The organism is Xanthobacter autotrophicus, from assembly GCF_030015065.1.
Classification (GTDB): Bacteria; Pseudomonadota; Alphaproteobacteria; order Rhizobiales; family Xanthobacteraceae; genus Xanthobacter; species Xanthobacter autotrophicus_D.
In genome coordinates, this window is sequence record NZ_JAIVFN010000010.1 from 1 (window position 1) to 13,067 (window position 13,067).

The following is a 13,067-nucleotide window of genomic DNA, read 5'->3' on the forward strand; positions in this document are numbered from 1 at the left end:
TTCGGGCGAGGCGCAGCGCATGGAAACAACGGGGCGATCTCCGCCCAGAGGGCGTCGGGCAACAGCTTCTTGGCCATGCCCAACACAACGCCAAATATGGTTAACAAATCGTTTTGTTAGGCGCTCTTAGGCAGTGTTGATGGATTTGGTGAGGATGAAGCTCAGGGCGAGGGCGACGATGGCGGCGAAGCCGCATTCGGTCTTCTCGCAGCGCAGGGCGACGCGCTTGAATCGCTTGAGCTTTCCGAAGCACTGCTCGATCCGGGCGTGGCCCCGGTAGAGCGCCTTCGGGAAGAAGGCGACCGGTCTTTCGCAGTGGATTTGAACGGGATGGCGGGCGCGATGCCCCGAGCCCGGGCAATGGCCCGGTTGGCCTTGGCGTCATAGCCCTTGTCGGCGAGGGCCGCGCGCGGCGTGACGTATGGACCCAGGTCCAGCAGCAGCTTGAAGAGTGGGCTGTCGCCGACCTCACCACCGGTCAGGTGGAAGGCGATCGGCCGGCCGTCGAAGTCGCTCTTGAGGTGGATCTTGGTGGAGAAGCCACCCCGCGATCGGCCGAGGGCCTGGCCCTGCTGCCCCCTTTTGCCCCGGCGGCGGAGACATGGGCGCGCACGACGGTGGAATCGAATATCTGGACCAGATGCGCGGTGCGGCTCAGCGATGCCAGGGTCTCGAAGAACAGCTCGAACACGCCGGCCTGACGCAGCCGCCAGAATCTTTTCCAGACGCTGTTCCACGCGCCGAACTCGGCCGGCAGCGCCCTCCAGGAGATGTTGTGCACGGTGAAATAGTGCATGGCTTCGAGGAACTTGCGGTCATCGCGCCCCTTGTCGCCCCGTCGCGACCGGCAAGCGCGGAACACCTCCAGAGCCACCGCCCAATCCTCGTCCGTCATCCGCGTCAGCATGGTCGACCTCGCCAAAAGCCGACCCGCTATGAATCACCGAAGGGGCAGGAAGGGAATCCACTCCGGCTCAACCGGCGGCAAATCCCGCCGTTCTGCGCCGCTATGTCTTGTTGTAGTCAGGTGCCGAGTTGCCGTAACGGTATGTACGGTTGTTCTGGCAGGGAATGAGCTCTCTTGGAGACGAAGGGCGCTGAAGCAGCCGATTCTCATGGACAAGCTTTCATCGCAGAGCACGGAAGGACGGATGTCCTCCGGGCCGGGGAGGCCGCGGAGCCGATCGCATGGCACGCCTTGGATGCGGAGGCCGCGCTGCAGCGTCTCTCGTCCAGTCAGCACGGGCTTTCGAGTGAGGACGCTGCGCGGCGGCTTTCAGCACATGGCCCGAACCGGCTTCCCACTGCGCGTCGGCGGAGCGTCCTCACGCGCTTTCTCGGGCAGTTCCACAACGTCCTGATCTATGTCCTGCTTGCCGCCGGGGCGGCGACACTTCTGCTCGGCCATCTCTCCGACAGCCTGGTGATCGCAGGCGTCGTTCTGGTGAACGCGGTCGTGGGCTTCATTCAGGAAGGACGGGCCGAGCGGTCCATTGATGCCATCCGGGCCATGATGAATCCACGTGCCGGCGTCATGCGTGCCGGGCACAGGGGCAACCTCGCCGCGGAAGACATTGTTCCCGGCGACATCGTGCTCCTTGAAGCAGGGGACAGGGTGCCGGCCGACCTGCGGCTGCTGCGGGCGCACAATCTCACCATCGACGAGGCCGTGCTGACGGGCGAATCGGTGGCGGCAACCAAGCAGATCGAGCCGGTTCGTGCCGATGCCGCCCTCGGCGATCGCGCGTCAATGGCCTATTCGGGGTCGCTCGTCGCCGCAGGCCATGGCCTCGGTGTCGTCGTCGGGACCGGCCGCGACACCCAGATCGGCCGCATCAGCACGATGATCGGCGCCGTGGAAAGCCTTTCCACACCGCTCATGCGGGCCATGGATCGCTTCGCCCGGCAGGTCTCGGCGGCAATTCTCGGCATATCCGCCCTGGTGTTCGCCATCGCTGTCCTGTGGCGGGACTACACCCTGGACAGTGCGCTGATGGTGGTGGTGGGGCTCGCCGTGGCCGCCATTCCCGAGGGCCTTCCGGCGGTCATGACCATCACGCTCGCGGTGGGCGTGCGCCGCATGGCGCGTCGCAACGCCATCATCCGCCGTCTCCCGGCGGTGGAGACGCTTGGGGCCGTCTCGGTGATCTGCTCGGACAAGACCGGCACGCTGACCCGCAACGAGATGACGGTGCGCGGCCTTTACACCGCGGACGGCGCGGTGTCGGTGGAGGGTGTCGGCTATGCCACGCAGGGCGATTTCAAGCGCGAGGGGATGCGCCTGGAGCCCGCCGCCGACCCGGTCCTCTCCAGGCTGCTGCACGCCGCCGTGTTGTGCAACGACGCGCAGCTCCACACCGTTGACGGCGCATCAACCGTCGATGGCGACCCCATGGAAGGGGCTCTTCTGGTTCTGGCGGTGAAGGGCGGGCTCGATCCCGCCCGCGCGCGTGCCGATTATCCAAGGCGTGACGAGATTCCCTTCGACGCCCGCCATCGATACATGGCGAGCCTCAACGACACGGACGGCGGGCCGATCATCTACGTCAAGGGCGCGCCGGAACGCATTCTCGACATGTGCGTCGACGTCGCCGCTGCGGCAGGACACCGTCCGCTGGACCGGGCGACCTGGGATGCGGCGACCCAGCATGCCGCCGCCGAGGGGCAGCGTGTCATCGCGCTCGCCTGCCGGCATGCGGCGGATTCTGAGGCTCGCCTGTCGCCTGAGCGGGTGGAGGAGGGACTGACGCTTCTCGGGCTCGTCGGCCTCATCGACCCCGCCCGGTCGGAGGCGAAGGAGGCAGTCCGGGAATGCCGGACCGCCGGCATCGCCCTCAAGATGATCACTGGCGACCATGCCGAGACCGCCCGCGCCATCGCCATCCAGCTCGCGCTGGCGGATGATCCAGAGGTGATTACCGGCGCCGAGCTCGACCAGATGGATGACGCCACGCTGCGGGCCACGGCCGCCGCGATGACGGTGTTCGCCCGCACTTCGCCCGAGCACAAGCTGCGCCTCGTCAGCGCTCTCCAGGCGAACGGGTCGGTCGTCGCCATGACCGGCGACGGCGTCAACGACGCACCGGCCCTCAAGCGGGCCGATATCGGCGTCGCCATGGGTGGCAAGGGCACAGAGGCGGCCAAGGAAGCCAGCGAGATGGTTCTGGCGGACGACAATTTTGCGACTATCGTTGCCGCCGTGCGTGAAGGCCGGACAGTCTACGACAATCTCACCAAAGTGCTCGCCTGGACCTTGCCCACCAATGGGGGCGAGGCACTCACCATCATCTGCGCGGTTCTGTTCGGTCTGGTGCTGCCGGTGACGCCGATCCAGATCCTCTGGGTCAACATGGTCACGGCGGTGGCGCTGGGCCTCACCTTGGCGTTCGAACCCACTGAGCCCGGGACCATGCGCAGGCATCCGCGCGCGGCGGGTGCTCCGCTCCTGTCCGGCAGGCTGGTCTGGCGGATCATGTTCGTTTCGGTGCTGATGGCGGCGGGTGCCTTCGGCGTCCAGGCAATCGCCGAAACGTGGGGGCACGATACAGAGACGGCCCGCACCATGGTGGTGAACGCGCTGGTGGCCATGGAAGTGTTCTATCTCTTCTCCGTCCGCTTCATCCACGGGACGTCTCTGACCTTCCCGGGCCTGCTTGGGACGCCAGCCGTGCTGTCCGGGCTCGCCGGCGTGATCGCGTGTCAACTGGCCTTCACCTATGCGGCGCCCCTACAGGCCATCTTCGAGACACGAGCTCTGAGCCTGTCCGACCTTCTCGCGGTTGCTGGCGCCGGAGGAATACTGCTCGTCGTGGTAGAAGTGGAAAAGCGCCTGTTCGGACTCTGGAGCCGGGGCCACCGTCCTGAACGCTCTAGAGCGACCCATGGAGGAAACCAAAAATGATGAAGAGCGCGTTGCTTTTGCTTGGGGAGAGCCCGTCCGGCCGTGTGGCCAGTGTTCAGGCGCGGCGTCTCGCCAGGAACCGGGCGGTGCAGTTGACGGGCCTGACAGGCATCGACCTCGCCTTTATTGAAGCGCCGATGCCAGGGACCATCGGAGGTGCCGCCTACCACGCGCAGATGGAAAGCGGTCTCAAGGCGGAGGCGGAGAAGACACGCCAGGGTCTCGAGGAGGCGTTCCGGCGCGATTGCGCGGCCGATGGGATCATTCCGACGGTCATCAGCTTCGAGGGCGACCCGCCCGAGCAGATCGCGACGGCCAGTGCCACCAATGACCTCTTGATCACCGGTCACGACATCACCTTTCGCGGCCTGAAGTCGGAGAGCAACTCGGAGACGCTGACTGAGATCCTGTCCTCGACATCGCGGCCCGTCCTGGTGTGCCCGGACGAGGCACGGTCCGAAGGCGCCGTACTCGTCGCCTATGACGGCAGTCTGCCCGCCATGCGGGCGCTCCAGCTCTTTGTCCTCTGCGGGGGATGGGAAAACCGCCCCGTGACCGTGGTGAGCGTGGACGCTCAACTGGAAACCGCCGAGCGGCTCGCCCGCGACGCAGCGAACTATCTGCGCCTGCACGGCCATGAGGTCGATCTTCAGCCCATCGGCTCCTCCGAGGCGCCGGCCGAGGTGATCCAGGCTCATGTGGCACGCCGCGAGATTGAAGTCATGGTGATGGGGGCCTATGGCCATCGTGGATTGAAGGAGTTCTTCTTCGGCTCCACCACGCAGACGCTCATCGGGCAGCCGAAGGCCTCTATCTTCCTCTATCACTAGCGGCTGGCCGCGCGACGCGAACCGCCGAGGCGTTCTGCCTCACCCCCTGCTCCCACCCAGGCACGGCGAGGCTCCTGACGCATGACATTGCTGCTTGTGGTTCTGGTCCCCTTCCTCGGCGCCCTGATCCCGCCGCTGGTGATCCGTTCGGGGCGCAACACCTGCGCGGCGGCGACGGGTGGCGCGACGCTGCTTGCCCTCGCTCTGCTCCTTTCCCACGGGCCGGCGGTATTCTCAGGGGAGGTCCCCAAGGCCGGCGTGGACTGGGTTCCGGCCATGGGGCTCTCGCTGTCCGTGTTCGCGGACGGCCTCGGCTTCTTCTTCGCGGCCATGATCCTCGTCATCGGCCTGCTGGTGATCGTCTACGCGCGCTTCTATCTGTCGCGCGAGGACCCCATGGGCCGTTTCTTCGCCTATCTGCTGCTGTTCCAGGGCTCCATGGTGGGCGTCGTGCTGTCCGACAACGTCGTCCTGCTGCTGGTCTTCTGGGAGATGACCAGCCTCACCTCGTTCCTGCTCATCGGCTTCTGGACCAAGCGGGCGGATGCCCGGCAGGGCGCGCGCATGGCGCTGGTGATCACCGGCGGCGGCGGGCTGGCGCTCATCGCCGGCCTCCTGCTGGTGGCGCAGGCGGCGGGCTCCTATCAGCTCACGGACATCCTCGCCCGTGGCGAGATGGTGCGCGCCTCGCCGCTCTATCTGCCGGCGCTGCTGCTGGTGCTGGCCGGCGCCTTCACCAAGTCCGCCCAGTTCCCATTCCATTTCTGGCTGCCCCACGCCATGGTCGCGCCCACCCCGGTGTCGGCCTATCTCCACTCCGCCACCATGGTGAAGGCGGGCGTGTTCCTGCTGGCGCGGCTGTGGCCGGTGCTCGCCGGCACCGAGGCGTGGTTCCTCATCGTCGCGCCGGTGGGGCTCGCCACCATGCTCGTCGGCGCCGCCATCGCCCTGTTCAGGAACGACCTCAAGGGGCTGCTGGCTTACTCCACGGTGAGCCACCTCGGCCTCATGACCATGCTGCTCGGCCTCGGCACGCCCATGGCCGCGGTGGCGGCGGTGTTCCACATCATCAACCACGCCACCTTCAAGGCCGCGCTGTTCATGAGCGCCGGCATCGTTGACCACGAGGCGGGCACCCGCGACATCCGCCGTCTGGGCGGCCTCATGGTGCTCATGCCGGTGACGGGTACGCTGGCGCTCCTCGGCGCCGCCGCCATGGCCGGCGTGCCTTTGTTCAACGGCTTCCTGTCCAAGGAGATGATGCTGGAGGAGGCGGCCCACACCTCCTACCTGGGGCTCGACCAGCTCTTCCCTGTGCTCGCGACGGTGGCGGCCGTCTTCTCCGTCGCCTTTTCGGCGCGGTTCGCCATCGGCACCTTCCTGGGCCCGGTGCGGCACGACTACCCGCATCACCCCCACGACCCGCCGCCGGGCATGTGGCTGCCGGTGGCGGTGCTGGTGGTGCCGGTGATCGCCATCGGCCTGTTTCCCGGCCCCGTGGCCGGTCCGCTGGTGGCGCTGACCGCGGCCGCGGTCATCGGCGGACCGCTGCCGGACTATCACCTCGCCTTGTGGCACGGCATCACGCCCGCGCTGGTCATGAGCCTTCTCGCCTTCGCCGGCGGCGCGGCGCTGATGCTGGCCTACGGTCAGGCGGACAGGGTGCGCGCGCGCCTGCCGCGTCTCGATGCGCGGGCCATGTTCGAGGCCACGGCCGGGACCCTGGTTTTCACCTGCCGGCGTCTCCTGGGCGCGCTGCACGACGGCGCCCTGTCGCGCTACATGGGCGTGACGGTGGCGACGCTCGTCGCCGTCGGCGGCTACGGCTTCTGGAGCGCGACCCACGGCGCCGGCACCCGTCCGCTCCTGCCGGTGAACGCGCCCGCATTGACCGCCTTCCTCGCGCTCGTGCTGGCGAGCGGCGCGGTGCTGCTGTGCCATGCCGAGCGGCTGACCGCGCTGATCCTCACCGGCGTGGTGGGCGTGGTGGTGGCGCTCGCCTTCCTCCAGTTCTCCGCCCCGGACCTCGCCCTGACGCAGATCTCGGTGGACGTGGTCACCACCATCCTCATGCTGCTCGCCCTCAACCTCCTGCCCAAGGCGACGCCAAGAGAGGAAAGCCGCGCCACGCGTTGGCGCGACAGCACCGTCGCCGGCCTCGCCGGGCTGGGCGTGGCGGGGCTGGCTTATGCGGTCATGACGCGCAACGGCGTCTCCATCTCCGACTATTATCTCGCCCAATCCAAGCCGGGCGGGGGCGGCACCAACGTGGTGAACGTGATCCTGGTGGACTTCCGCGGCTACGACACCTTCGCCGAGATCATCGTGCTCGGCATCGCCGCGCTCGCCATCTACGCCCTGCTCAATCCGGCGCTGAAGGGCGCGGCGGTGCGGCGCATCAAGGCTATGCTCCCTCGGACCGAATCCCGGGACGTCCATCCCCTCCTGCTGGTGGTGGCAACCCGCGTCCTGCTGCCTTTGTCGCTGACGGTGGGCGCCTACATCTTCCTGCGCGGGCACAACGAGCCCGGCGGGGGCTTCATCGCCGGCCTCGTGGTCGCCATCGCCCTGATCATGCAGTACATCGCCTCCGGCTACGCCTGGGCGGCCGAGCGCATGAAGGTGGACGCACAGTCCATGATCGGTGCCGGCGTGGCCGTCGCCGGCCTCACCGGCATTGCCGCCTTCGCCTTCGGCCGGCCGTTCCTGACCTCCACGTTCGGGTACCTGCGCTGGCCCGTGGTCGGCACGTTCGAACTGGCCTCGGCCTTGGCCTTCGACCTCGGCGTATTCCTCACCGTGGTGGGGGTGATGCTGCTGTCGCTGGCGCAACTCTCCCGCGTCGCCCGCCGCATCGATCCATCGCCGGAAAGCCGTGAGCCTATGGATGTGCCCCTGGAACGGGGTGCGTCCGGCGCCGCCGGCAGGGAGGGCTGAGCCATGGAACTCCTCGTTGCCGCCGCCATCGGCATCCTCACCACGGCGGGCACCTACCTGATGCTGCGCGCCTATACCTTCCCGGTGATCCTCGGCCTCACCTTCCTGTCCTATGCGGTGAACGTCTTCCTGTTCGCCATGGGCCGGCTCGCCATCGACCGCCCGCCGGTGATCTCGCCGGATGCTCCGGGCTACACCGATCCTCTGCCACAGGCGCTCGTGCTCACCGCCATCGTCATTTCCTTCGGCATGACCGCGCTCATCGTGGCGCTGGCGCTGCGCGGCTATCTGGAGACCGGCTCCGACCGCAGCACGCTCGACGCTCCGCGCCGGACCGACGCGGGAGGCGGGGCATGACCACGCCGCTCGACCAGATGACGATCCTGCCGGTGATCCTGCCGGCCATGGCGGCGGCCTTCCTGGTCCTCGCCCTGCGCCATCATCTCGCCGGCCAGCGCATCGCCTCCATCGGCGTCACGCTTCTCCTGGTGGGGATCGCGGCGTTCCTCCTCGCCCAGGCATCGGACGGCACGGTTCGCGCCTACCGGCTCGGCGACTGGCCGGCGCCCTACGGCATCACGCTGGTGCTCGACCGGCTCTCGGCCACCCTGCTGCTGCTCACCGCCGTGCTCGCCCTGTGCGTGGTGGTCTATGCCGCCGGCGGCGTGGATGGGCGGGGGCGGCACTTCCATCCCTTGTTCCAGTTCCAGCTCATGGGCATCAACGGCGCCTTCCTCACCGGCGACGTGTTCAACCTGTTTGTGTTCTTCGAGGTGATGCTGATCGCCTCCTACGGGCTGATGCTGCACGGCGGCGGGCCGGCCCGGCTGAAGGCGGGCTTCCAGTATGTGGCCATCAACCTTCTGGCCTCCGTCGTCTTCCTTGTCGGGGTGGGACTGATCTACGCCGTCACCGGCACCCTCAACATGGCCGACCTCGCCGTGAAGGTGCCGCAGGTGGCGGAGGCCGACGCCGCGCTCCTGAAGGCCGGGGCACTGCTGCTGTTCCTGGTCTTCGCCACCAAGGCGGCTCTGGTGCCCCTGCACTGGTGGCTTCCGGCCACCTATGCCGGCGCCTCCGCGCCCGCCGCCGCCATGTTCATGATCATGACCAAGGTGGGGGCCTACGCCATCATCCGGGTCTATGGCCTTGTGTTCGGCGCCGGCGCGGGCCCGTTGGCGCTGGCGGCGGCGCCGTTCGTCATTCCGGCGGCGCTCGTCACGCTGGCGGTGGGCGCCATCGGCCTGGTGGGAAGCCGCACCTTGCGCGATCTCTCCGCCTTCGCGGTCATCGCCTCCATGGGCACGCTGCTCGTCGCCATCGGTCTGTTCGACGCCGCGGGGCTCGCGGCCGGACTTTATTATCTCGTCCATTCGACGCTCGCCGGCGCGGCCCTGTTCCTCATCGCCGGGCTGGTGCAGGAGCAGCGGGGCGCGGCGCGCGACCGTCTGGTGCCGGGGCCGGCCATGGCCGGGGAGACGCTCATCGGCGGCCTGTTCTTCCTCGCGGCGATCGCCCTCGTGGGGCTGCCGCCGCTGTCCGGCTTCCTCGGCAAGGTCATGATCCTGAAAGCGGCGCAGGCTTCCGCCATCTGGCCCTGGATCTGGGGGCTCATCCTTGCCGCGAGCCTGGTGATGACCTTCGGCTTCGCGCGGGCGGGATCGGTGCTGTTCTGGGCCAGCGGCCCGGCATCCGGGACGAAGCCGCCGCCCGCATTGTCCCTGGCCGCGGTGGTGCTTTTCCTTGGGCTCATGGTGGCCTGGACGCTGGCGGCGGGGCCGGCCACAGACGGGCTCCAGCTCACCGCGCGGCAGGCCCTCGACCGCTCCGCCTACATCGGCGCGGTGCTGGGGCCGGACGCGCGCCTCGCGGCGAGAGACTGACATGCGCGCGCGCCTCCTCCCCCATCCCCTGCTCACCGTGCTCGTCACCCTCGTCTTCATTTTCCTCATGAACGAGGTGACGGCGGGTGTGGTGGTGCTGGGGCTGATCCTGGGCTTCGCCATTCCCCTTCTCACCGCGCCCTTCTGGCCCGGCCGGCCGCGGCTGAAGGCGCCCCTCACCGTCGCCGAGTTCATGCTCGTGGTGCTGTGGGACATTATCATCTCGAACATCGAGGTGGCGAAGCTGATCCTGTTCCGGCGCGGCGACCGCCTGCGCACGCGCTACGTCACCGTGCCGCTCGACCTTGAAACCCCCGAGGCCATCGCCCTGCTCGCCGGCACCATCACCATGACGCCGGGAACGGTGAGCGCGGATCTCAGCGCCGACGGCAAGGCCCTGCTGGTGCATTGCCTCGACACCGGGGACCCGGCTGCGACCGTCGCCGCCATCAAGGCCCGCTACGAACGCCGACTGAAGAGGATCTTCGAATGATCGCCGCCGCCATCGCCATCGCAGGGGGCGCCATCTGCCTCGCCATCCTGCTCACGCTCTATCGCCTCGCGGTAGGCCCCGACGCCACCGACCGCGTGCTGGCGCTCGATACGCTGGTGATCGAGACCATCGCGCTCATCGTGCTCGGCGGCATCGCCTTCGGCACCGCCATGTATTTCGAGGCGGCGCTGCTGTTCGCCATGGTGGGGTTCGTGACCACCGTGGCCTTCTGCAAGTTCCTGCTCCGCGGCAACGTCATCGAGTAGGAGAGGCCCATGCATCTCCTCGCCGAGGCACTGGTCGCAGCGCTGATCCTCATCGGCGCATTCTTCCTGTTTGTGGGCGCGCTGGGCCTCGCCCGCCTGCCGGACATGATGCGCCGCCTGCACGGCCCCACCAAGGCCACGACGCTTGGCATCGGCGCGCTGCTCATCGCCTCCATGGTCTATTTTGCGGCGGTGCGCGGGACATTTTCGATCCATGAGCTTTTGATCACACTGTTCCTGTTCCTCACCGCGCCAGTCAGCGCGCACATGCTGGCAAAGGCCCATATCCTGCGGTCGGGCGGGAGGCGCGACCTGCCGCCGACAGGCACGCGGACGGGATGGGCGACGCTGGATGACTGCAAGTCGGATGGGACATGACCTTCGTGGGTTCGACGGCCCGGGGCGTCTGAGACGCTTGACGTAGTCTACCGAAAGAATGGGCTCGAGGGTCGAGTTAATGGGACAGCAGAGCGCGGGAATATCCGGCGGCGACGGGGATGGTCATGTCTTTGCCTTTCCATATCGGGGGATGGGGCGACCCAGGCCCAGGACCGCCCCCGGCTCCGGATCAGTTTCCCGGCTTGGTGCCGGGCACGGCCTGCTGGCCGTGCCACGCCTGCATCCGCGCCATCATCTGGGCGGGAAAGCGCATCTCCTCGGCGCTCAGCTGTCCGTCGCCATTGGCGTCGAGCATGGTGAAGGGGCGGTCGGCGATGGTCTTCGTTACCTCGGCGAAGAGCTTGCTGAACTCCTCGCGGGACAAGGTGCCGTTGCCGTCGCCATCATGGCTCGCCCACAGCTTCTAGATGCCGGCCTCCGCCTCGGCGGCGGTCACGGTGCCGTTCCCATCGGCGTCGAAGGTCATGAAGACCTGCTCGGCGGCGAAGCGGCCCATGGGCCCGCCCATGCCGCCCCCCATGCCGCCCCCCATGCCACCGCCCATGCGCTCACCCATGGGGCCGTTCATGGTGCCACCCATGCCCTGCCAGCCCGGGCTGCCGTGGCCGCCCATCATGCCGAAGCCTGGACCTCGGCCCCAGCAGCCGCCGTGGCCGCCGGCAATGGCGGGGATCGACACCGCCCCGCTACGGCAACGGCGGCGACGGCGCCCAGGATCGCGAGCGTCTTGCGTTTCATGTCCTCACCTCATCGGTTGTGCATTTCGATGGGTGGAGGATGGGTGGACTGCGTCGCAGCAGGATATCGGCGGAAGGGGCGAAGTGTATCGCTCTGTCGCAAGCCCGGCCTTCGCGACCGGACGCGACAATTGGTTTTCCGGCTCGCCCGAGGAGGCGCTAAATCTGCTTTCATGGCAGAGCAACCTCACATTCCCCACATCCTGGTCGTGGACGATCACCGCGAGATCCGCGACGCGGTCGGCCGGTACCTGGAGAAGAATGGCCTGCGCGCCACCACCGCGAAGTCGGCGGCCGAGATGGACGAGCATCTGCGGGGCGGACGCTTCGATCTCGTGATCCTCGACGTGATGATGCCGGGCGAGGACAGGCTTTCGGCGGCGCGTCGCCTGAGCGCCGGGGGCGGCCCGCCCATCCTCATGCTCAGCGCGCTGGCGGAGGAGACCGACCGGGTGGTCGGGCTTGAGATCGGGGCAGACGACTATCTGGTGAAGCCCTTCAGCCCCCGCGAGCTGCTGGCGCGCGTGAAGGCCATCCTGCGCCGCAGCGAGCGGCCCGAGCTGCTGGCGGGAGCCCTCGGCGGGCGCAAGCTGGCCTTTACCGGCTGGGTGCTCGATACCGACACGCGCCAGCTCGTGCATGAGGCCGATGGGCGCGAGGTCGCCCTCACCACCGCCGAATTCAAGCTGCTGGGGCCTTTCTGGAGCGGCCCCGCTTCGTGCTCTCCCGCGATCATTGACGGACCGATCCGGCGGTGGCCTATGCGGTCGAAAATATTATACCAGTAATCACCCGCGATAGCCCCTGTGTTCCGGGTTTCCTGTCAAGGAAGGTGTGGTCGAGGCGATTACGGAAACTGCGCGGGTGCCGATAAATTTCGCCGCCGTGCGAGGCCATCAGTGCTGCTTTATCGCGGCAGCCGCAGGTCGTGTTCGCCGCCAGAGCCGGCCAGCGTGCGATCATCGGCGGGAATTGCCGACCTTGGCCGACATGGCCTTGACCGCGCGGTGCAGGAGCACGCGGATCGCGGTGGGTGACAGGCCCGAGCGCAGCGAAACTTCGGCCACCGACTGTCCTTCGATCTTCACCGTGCGCACGATGTCGCGGGAGCGCTGGGGCAGGCCGTCCAGGAGCCGCTCCAGGTCGAGCCGCGCGCTGGCAGGTGTCTCCTCATCCGCTCCGGCGATATCCTCGATCTCCTCCACCGGGCTTGATGCACTCCGGCGCGCCGCCCGGAGATGGTCAATGAGCTTGTATCGGGCGATGGCGAAGAACCAGGCCGCGAACGGCCGCTGTGGGTCATAGGTGGCGCGGCGTTCGTGGATGGCGATGAGCGTGTCCTGCACCAGATCTTCCACTGACGCATCCCGGCCGAGCCGACGTGCGAAATAGCTGCGGAGGGTCGCCGCCAGGGCCTTCAGGAGGGCGCGATAGGCTGCCTCGTCGCCCGCTTGGGCGGCGATCATCAGGGCGTCGAGTGGCGGGTTTGGCGCCGACACGTCCATCTCCGCTCCAGATCCGCGCGCGACGAAGATCCCTACAGCCTGTGGGCCGCTGGAGACCGTCGCGCTTGGCCCAACGATCCAATGCCCAACGATCAAACTTATTCTAGAACGATCGC

Annotated in this window: 14 protein-coding genes; 9 read left to right on the top strand and 5 right to left on the bottom strand. The window is 67.8% G+C overall.

The features are described 5' to 3' along the window. Window positions 1-161: 161 nt before the first annotated feature. Both K9U40_RS24775 and K9U40_RS04000 read right to left on the bottom strand, forming a co-directional pair. On the bottom strand, window positions 162-527 hold the full coding sequence (locus K9U40_RS24775) for a transposase (RefSeq protein WP_414115017.1): 366 nt from the start codon (window positions 525-527) through the stop codon (window positions 162-164). Further along, a complete protein-coding gene (locus K9U40_RS04000) occupies window positions 479-907 on the bottom strand; it encodes a transposase (RefSeq protein ID WP_282888922.1) in 429 nt (142 codons plus the stop codon). The genes K9U40_RS24775 and K9U40_RS04000 overlap by 49 nt, the downstream gene beginning before the upstream one ends. Before the next feature lie 222 nt (window positions 908-1,129). Between K9U40_RS04000 and K9U40_RS04005 the strand changes: the two genes are divergently transcribed. The 8 genes from K9U40_RS04005 (at window position 1,130) to K9U40_RS04040 (ending at window position 10,688) form a co-directional block, all read left to right on the top strand. Continuing rightward, window positions 1,130-3,901: an HAD-IC family P-type ATPase gene (locus tag K9U40_RS04005; protein ID WP_414115016.1), complete on the top strand. Its 2,772-nt coding sequence runs from the start codon at window positions 1,130-1,132 to the stop codon at window positions 3,899-3,901. Continuing rightward, on the top strand, window positions 3,898-4,731 hold the full coding sequence (locus K9U40_RS04010) for a universal stress protein (RefSeq protein WP_282888923.1): 834 nt from the start codon (window positions 3,898-3,900) through the stop codon (window positions 4,729-4,731). The genes K9U40_RS04005 and K9U40_RS04010 overlap by 4 nt, the downstream gene beginning before the upstream one ends. Window positions 4,732-4,812: 81 nt before the next feature. Then, the gene (locus K9U40_RS04015) at window positions 4,813-7,668 is read left to right on the top strand and encodes a monovalent cation/H+ antiporter subunit A (RefSeq protein ID WP_282888924.1); all 2,856 of its coding nucleotides are present in this window, start codon (window positions 4,813-4,815) and stop codon (window positions 7,666-7,668) included. 3 nt (window positions 7,669-7,671) lie between these two features. Then, window positions 7,672-8,025: a Na+/H+ antiporter subunit C gene (locus tag K9U40_RS04020; protein ID WP_282888925.1), complete on the top strand. Its 354-nt coding sequence runs from the start codon at window positions 7,672-7,674 to the stop codon at window positions 8,023-8,025. After that, a complete protein-coding gene (locus K9U40_RS04025) occupies window positions 8,022-9,551 on the top strand; it encodes a monovalent cation/H+ antiporter subunit D (protein ID WP_282888926.1) in 1,530 nt (509 codons plus the stop codon). The genes K9U40_RS04020 and K9U40_RS04025 overlap by 4 nt, the downstream gene beginning before the upstream one ends. 1 nt (window position 9,552) lies before the next feature. Further along, window positions 9,553-10,044, top strand: a complete 492-nt coding sequence (locus K9U40_RS04030) for a Na+/H+ antiporter subunit E (protein ID WP_282888927.1) — start codon at window positions 9,553-9,555, stop codon at window positions 10,042-10,044. After that, a complete protein-coding gene (locus K9U40_RS04035) occupies window positions 10,041-10,310 on the top strand; it encodes a K+/H+ antiporter subunit F (protein WP_282888928.1) in 270 nt (89 codons plus the stop codon). Before K9U40_RS04030 ends, K9U40_RS04035 begins: the two co-directional genes overlap by 4 nt. Before the next feature lie 9 nt (window positions 10,311-10,319). Continuing rightward, window positions 10,320-10,688 carry a Na+/H+ antiporter subunit G gene (locus K9U40_RS04040; RefSeq protein WP_282888929.1) on the top strand — a complete coding sequence of 123 codons (369 nt, stop codon included), beginning with the start codon at window positions 10,320-10,322 and terminating at the stop codon, window positions 10,686-10,688. A 190-nt stretch (window positions 10,689-10,878) separates the two neighbouring features. On the opposite strand, the gene K9U40_RS04045 is transcribed toward K9U40_RS04040, so the two are convergent. Continuing rightward, on the bottom strand, window positions 10,879-11,073 hold the full coding sequence (locus K9U40_RS04045; RefSeq protein ID WP_282888930.1) for a hypothetical protein: 195 nt from the start codon (window positions 11,071-11,073) through the stop codon (window positions 10,879-10,881). 39 nt (window positions 11,074-11,112) lie between these two features. Then, window positions 11,113-11,388: a hypothetical protein gene (locus K9U40_RS04050; RefSeq protein WP_282888931.1), complete on the bottom strand. Its 276-nt coding sequence runs from the start codon at window positions 11,386-11,388 to the stop codon at window positions 11,113-11,115. A gap of 231 nt (window positions 11,389-11,619) precedes the next feature. Between K9U40_RS04050 and K9U40_RS04055 the strand changes: the two genes are divergently transcribed. Further along, on the top strand, window positions 11,620-12,234 hold the full coding sequence (locus tag K9U40_RS04055; RefSeq protein ID WP_282888932.1) for a response regulator transcription factor: 615 nt from the start codon (window positions 11,620-11,622) through the stop codon (window positions 12,232-12,234). A gap of 171 nt (window positions 12,235-12,405) precedes the next feature. On the opposite strand, the gene K9U40_RS04060 is transcribed toward K9U40_RS04055, so the two are convergent. After that, window positions 12,406-12,951 (bottom strand): sigma-70 family RNA polymerase sigma factor, encoded by a 546-nt coding sequence (locus tag K9U40_RS04060; RefSeq protein WP_282888933.1) that lies wholly within the window; start codon window positions 12,949-12,951, stop codon window positions 12,406-12,408. Between the last annotated feature and the right edge of the window lie 116 nt (window positions 12,952-13,067).

Coding starts and splice junctions, on each gene's coding strand:
- K9U40_RS04035 (WP_282888928.1), top strand. CDS start 10,041: ATGATCGCCGCCGCCATCGCCATCGCAGGGGGCGCCATCTGCCTCGCC.
- K9U40_RS04010 (WP_282888923.1), top strand. CDS start 3,898: ATGATGAAGAGCGCGTTGCTTTTGCTTGGGGAGAGCCCGTCCGGCCGT.
- K9U40_RS04025 (WP_282888926.1), top strand. CDS start 8,022: ATGACCACGCCGCTCGACCAGATGACGATCCTGCCGGTGATCCTGCCG.
- K9U40_RS04020 (WP_282888925.1), top strand. CDS start 7,672: ATGGAACTCCTCGTTGCCGCCGCCATCGGCATCCTCACCACGGCGGGC.
- K9U40_RS04040 (WP_282888929.1), top strand. CDS start 10,320: ATGCATCTCCTCGCCGAGGCACTGGTCGCAGCGCTGATCCTCATCGGC.
- K9U40_RS04000 (WP_282888922.1), bottom strand. CDS start 907: ATGCTGACGCGGATGACGGACGAGGATTGGGCGGTGGCTCTGGAGGTG.
- K9U40_RS04015 (WP_282888924.1), top strand. CDS start 4,813: ATGACATTGCTGCTTGTGGTTCTGGTCCCCTTCCTCGGCGCCCTGATC.
- K9U40_RS04060 (WP_282888933.1), bottom strand. CDS start 12,951: ATGGACGTGTCGGCGCCAAACCCGCCACTCGACGCCCTGATGATCGCC.
- K9U40_RS04055 (WP_282888932.1), top strand. CDS start 11,620: ATGGCAGAGCAACCTCACATTCCCCACATCCTGGTCGTGGACGATCAC.
- K9U40_RS04030 (WP_282888927.1), top strand. CDS start 9,553: ATGCGCGCGCGCCTCCTCCCCCATCCCCTGCTCACCGTGCTCGTCACC.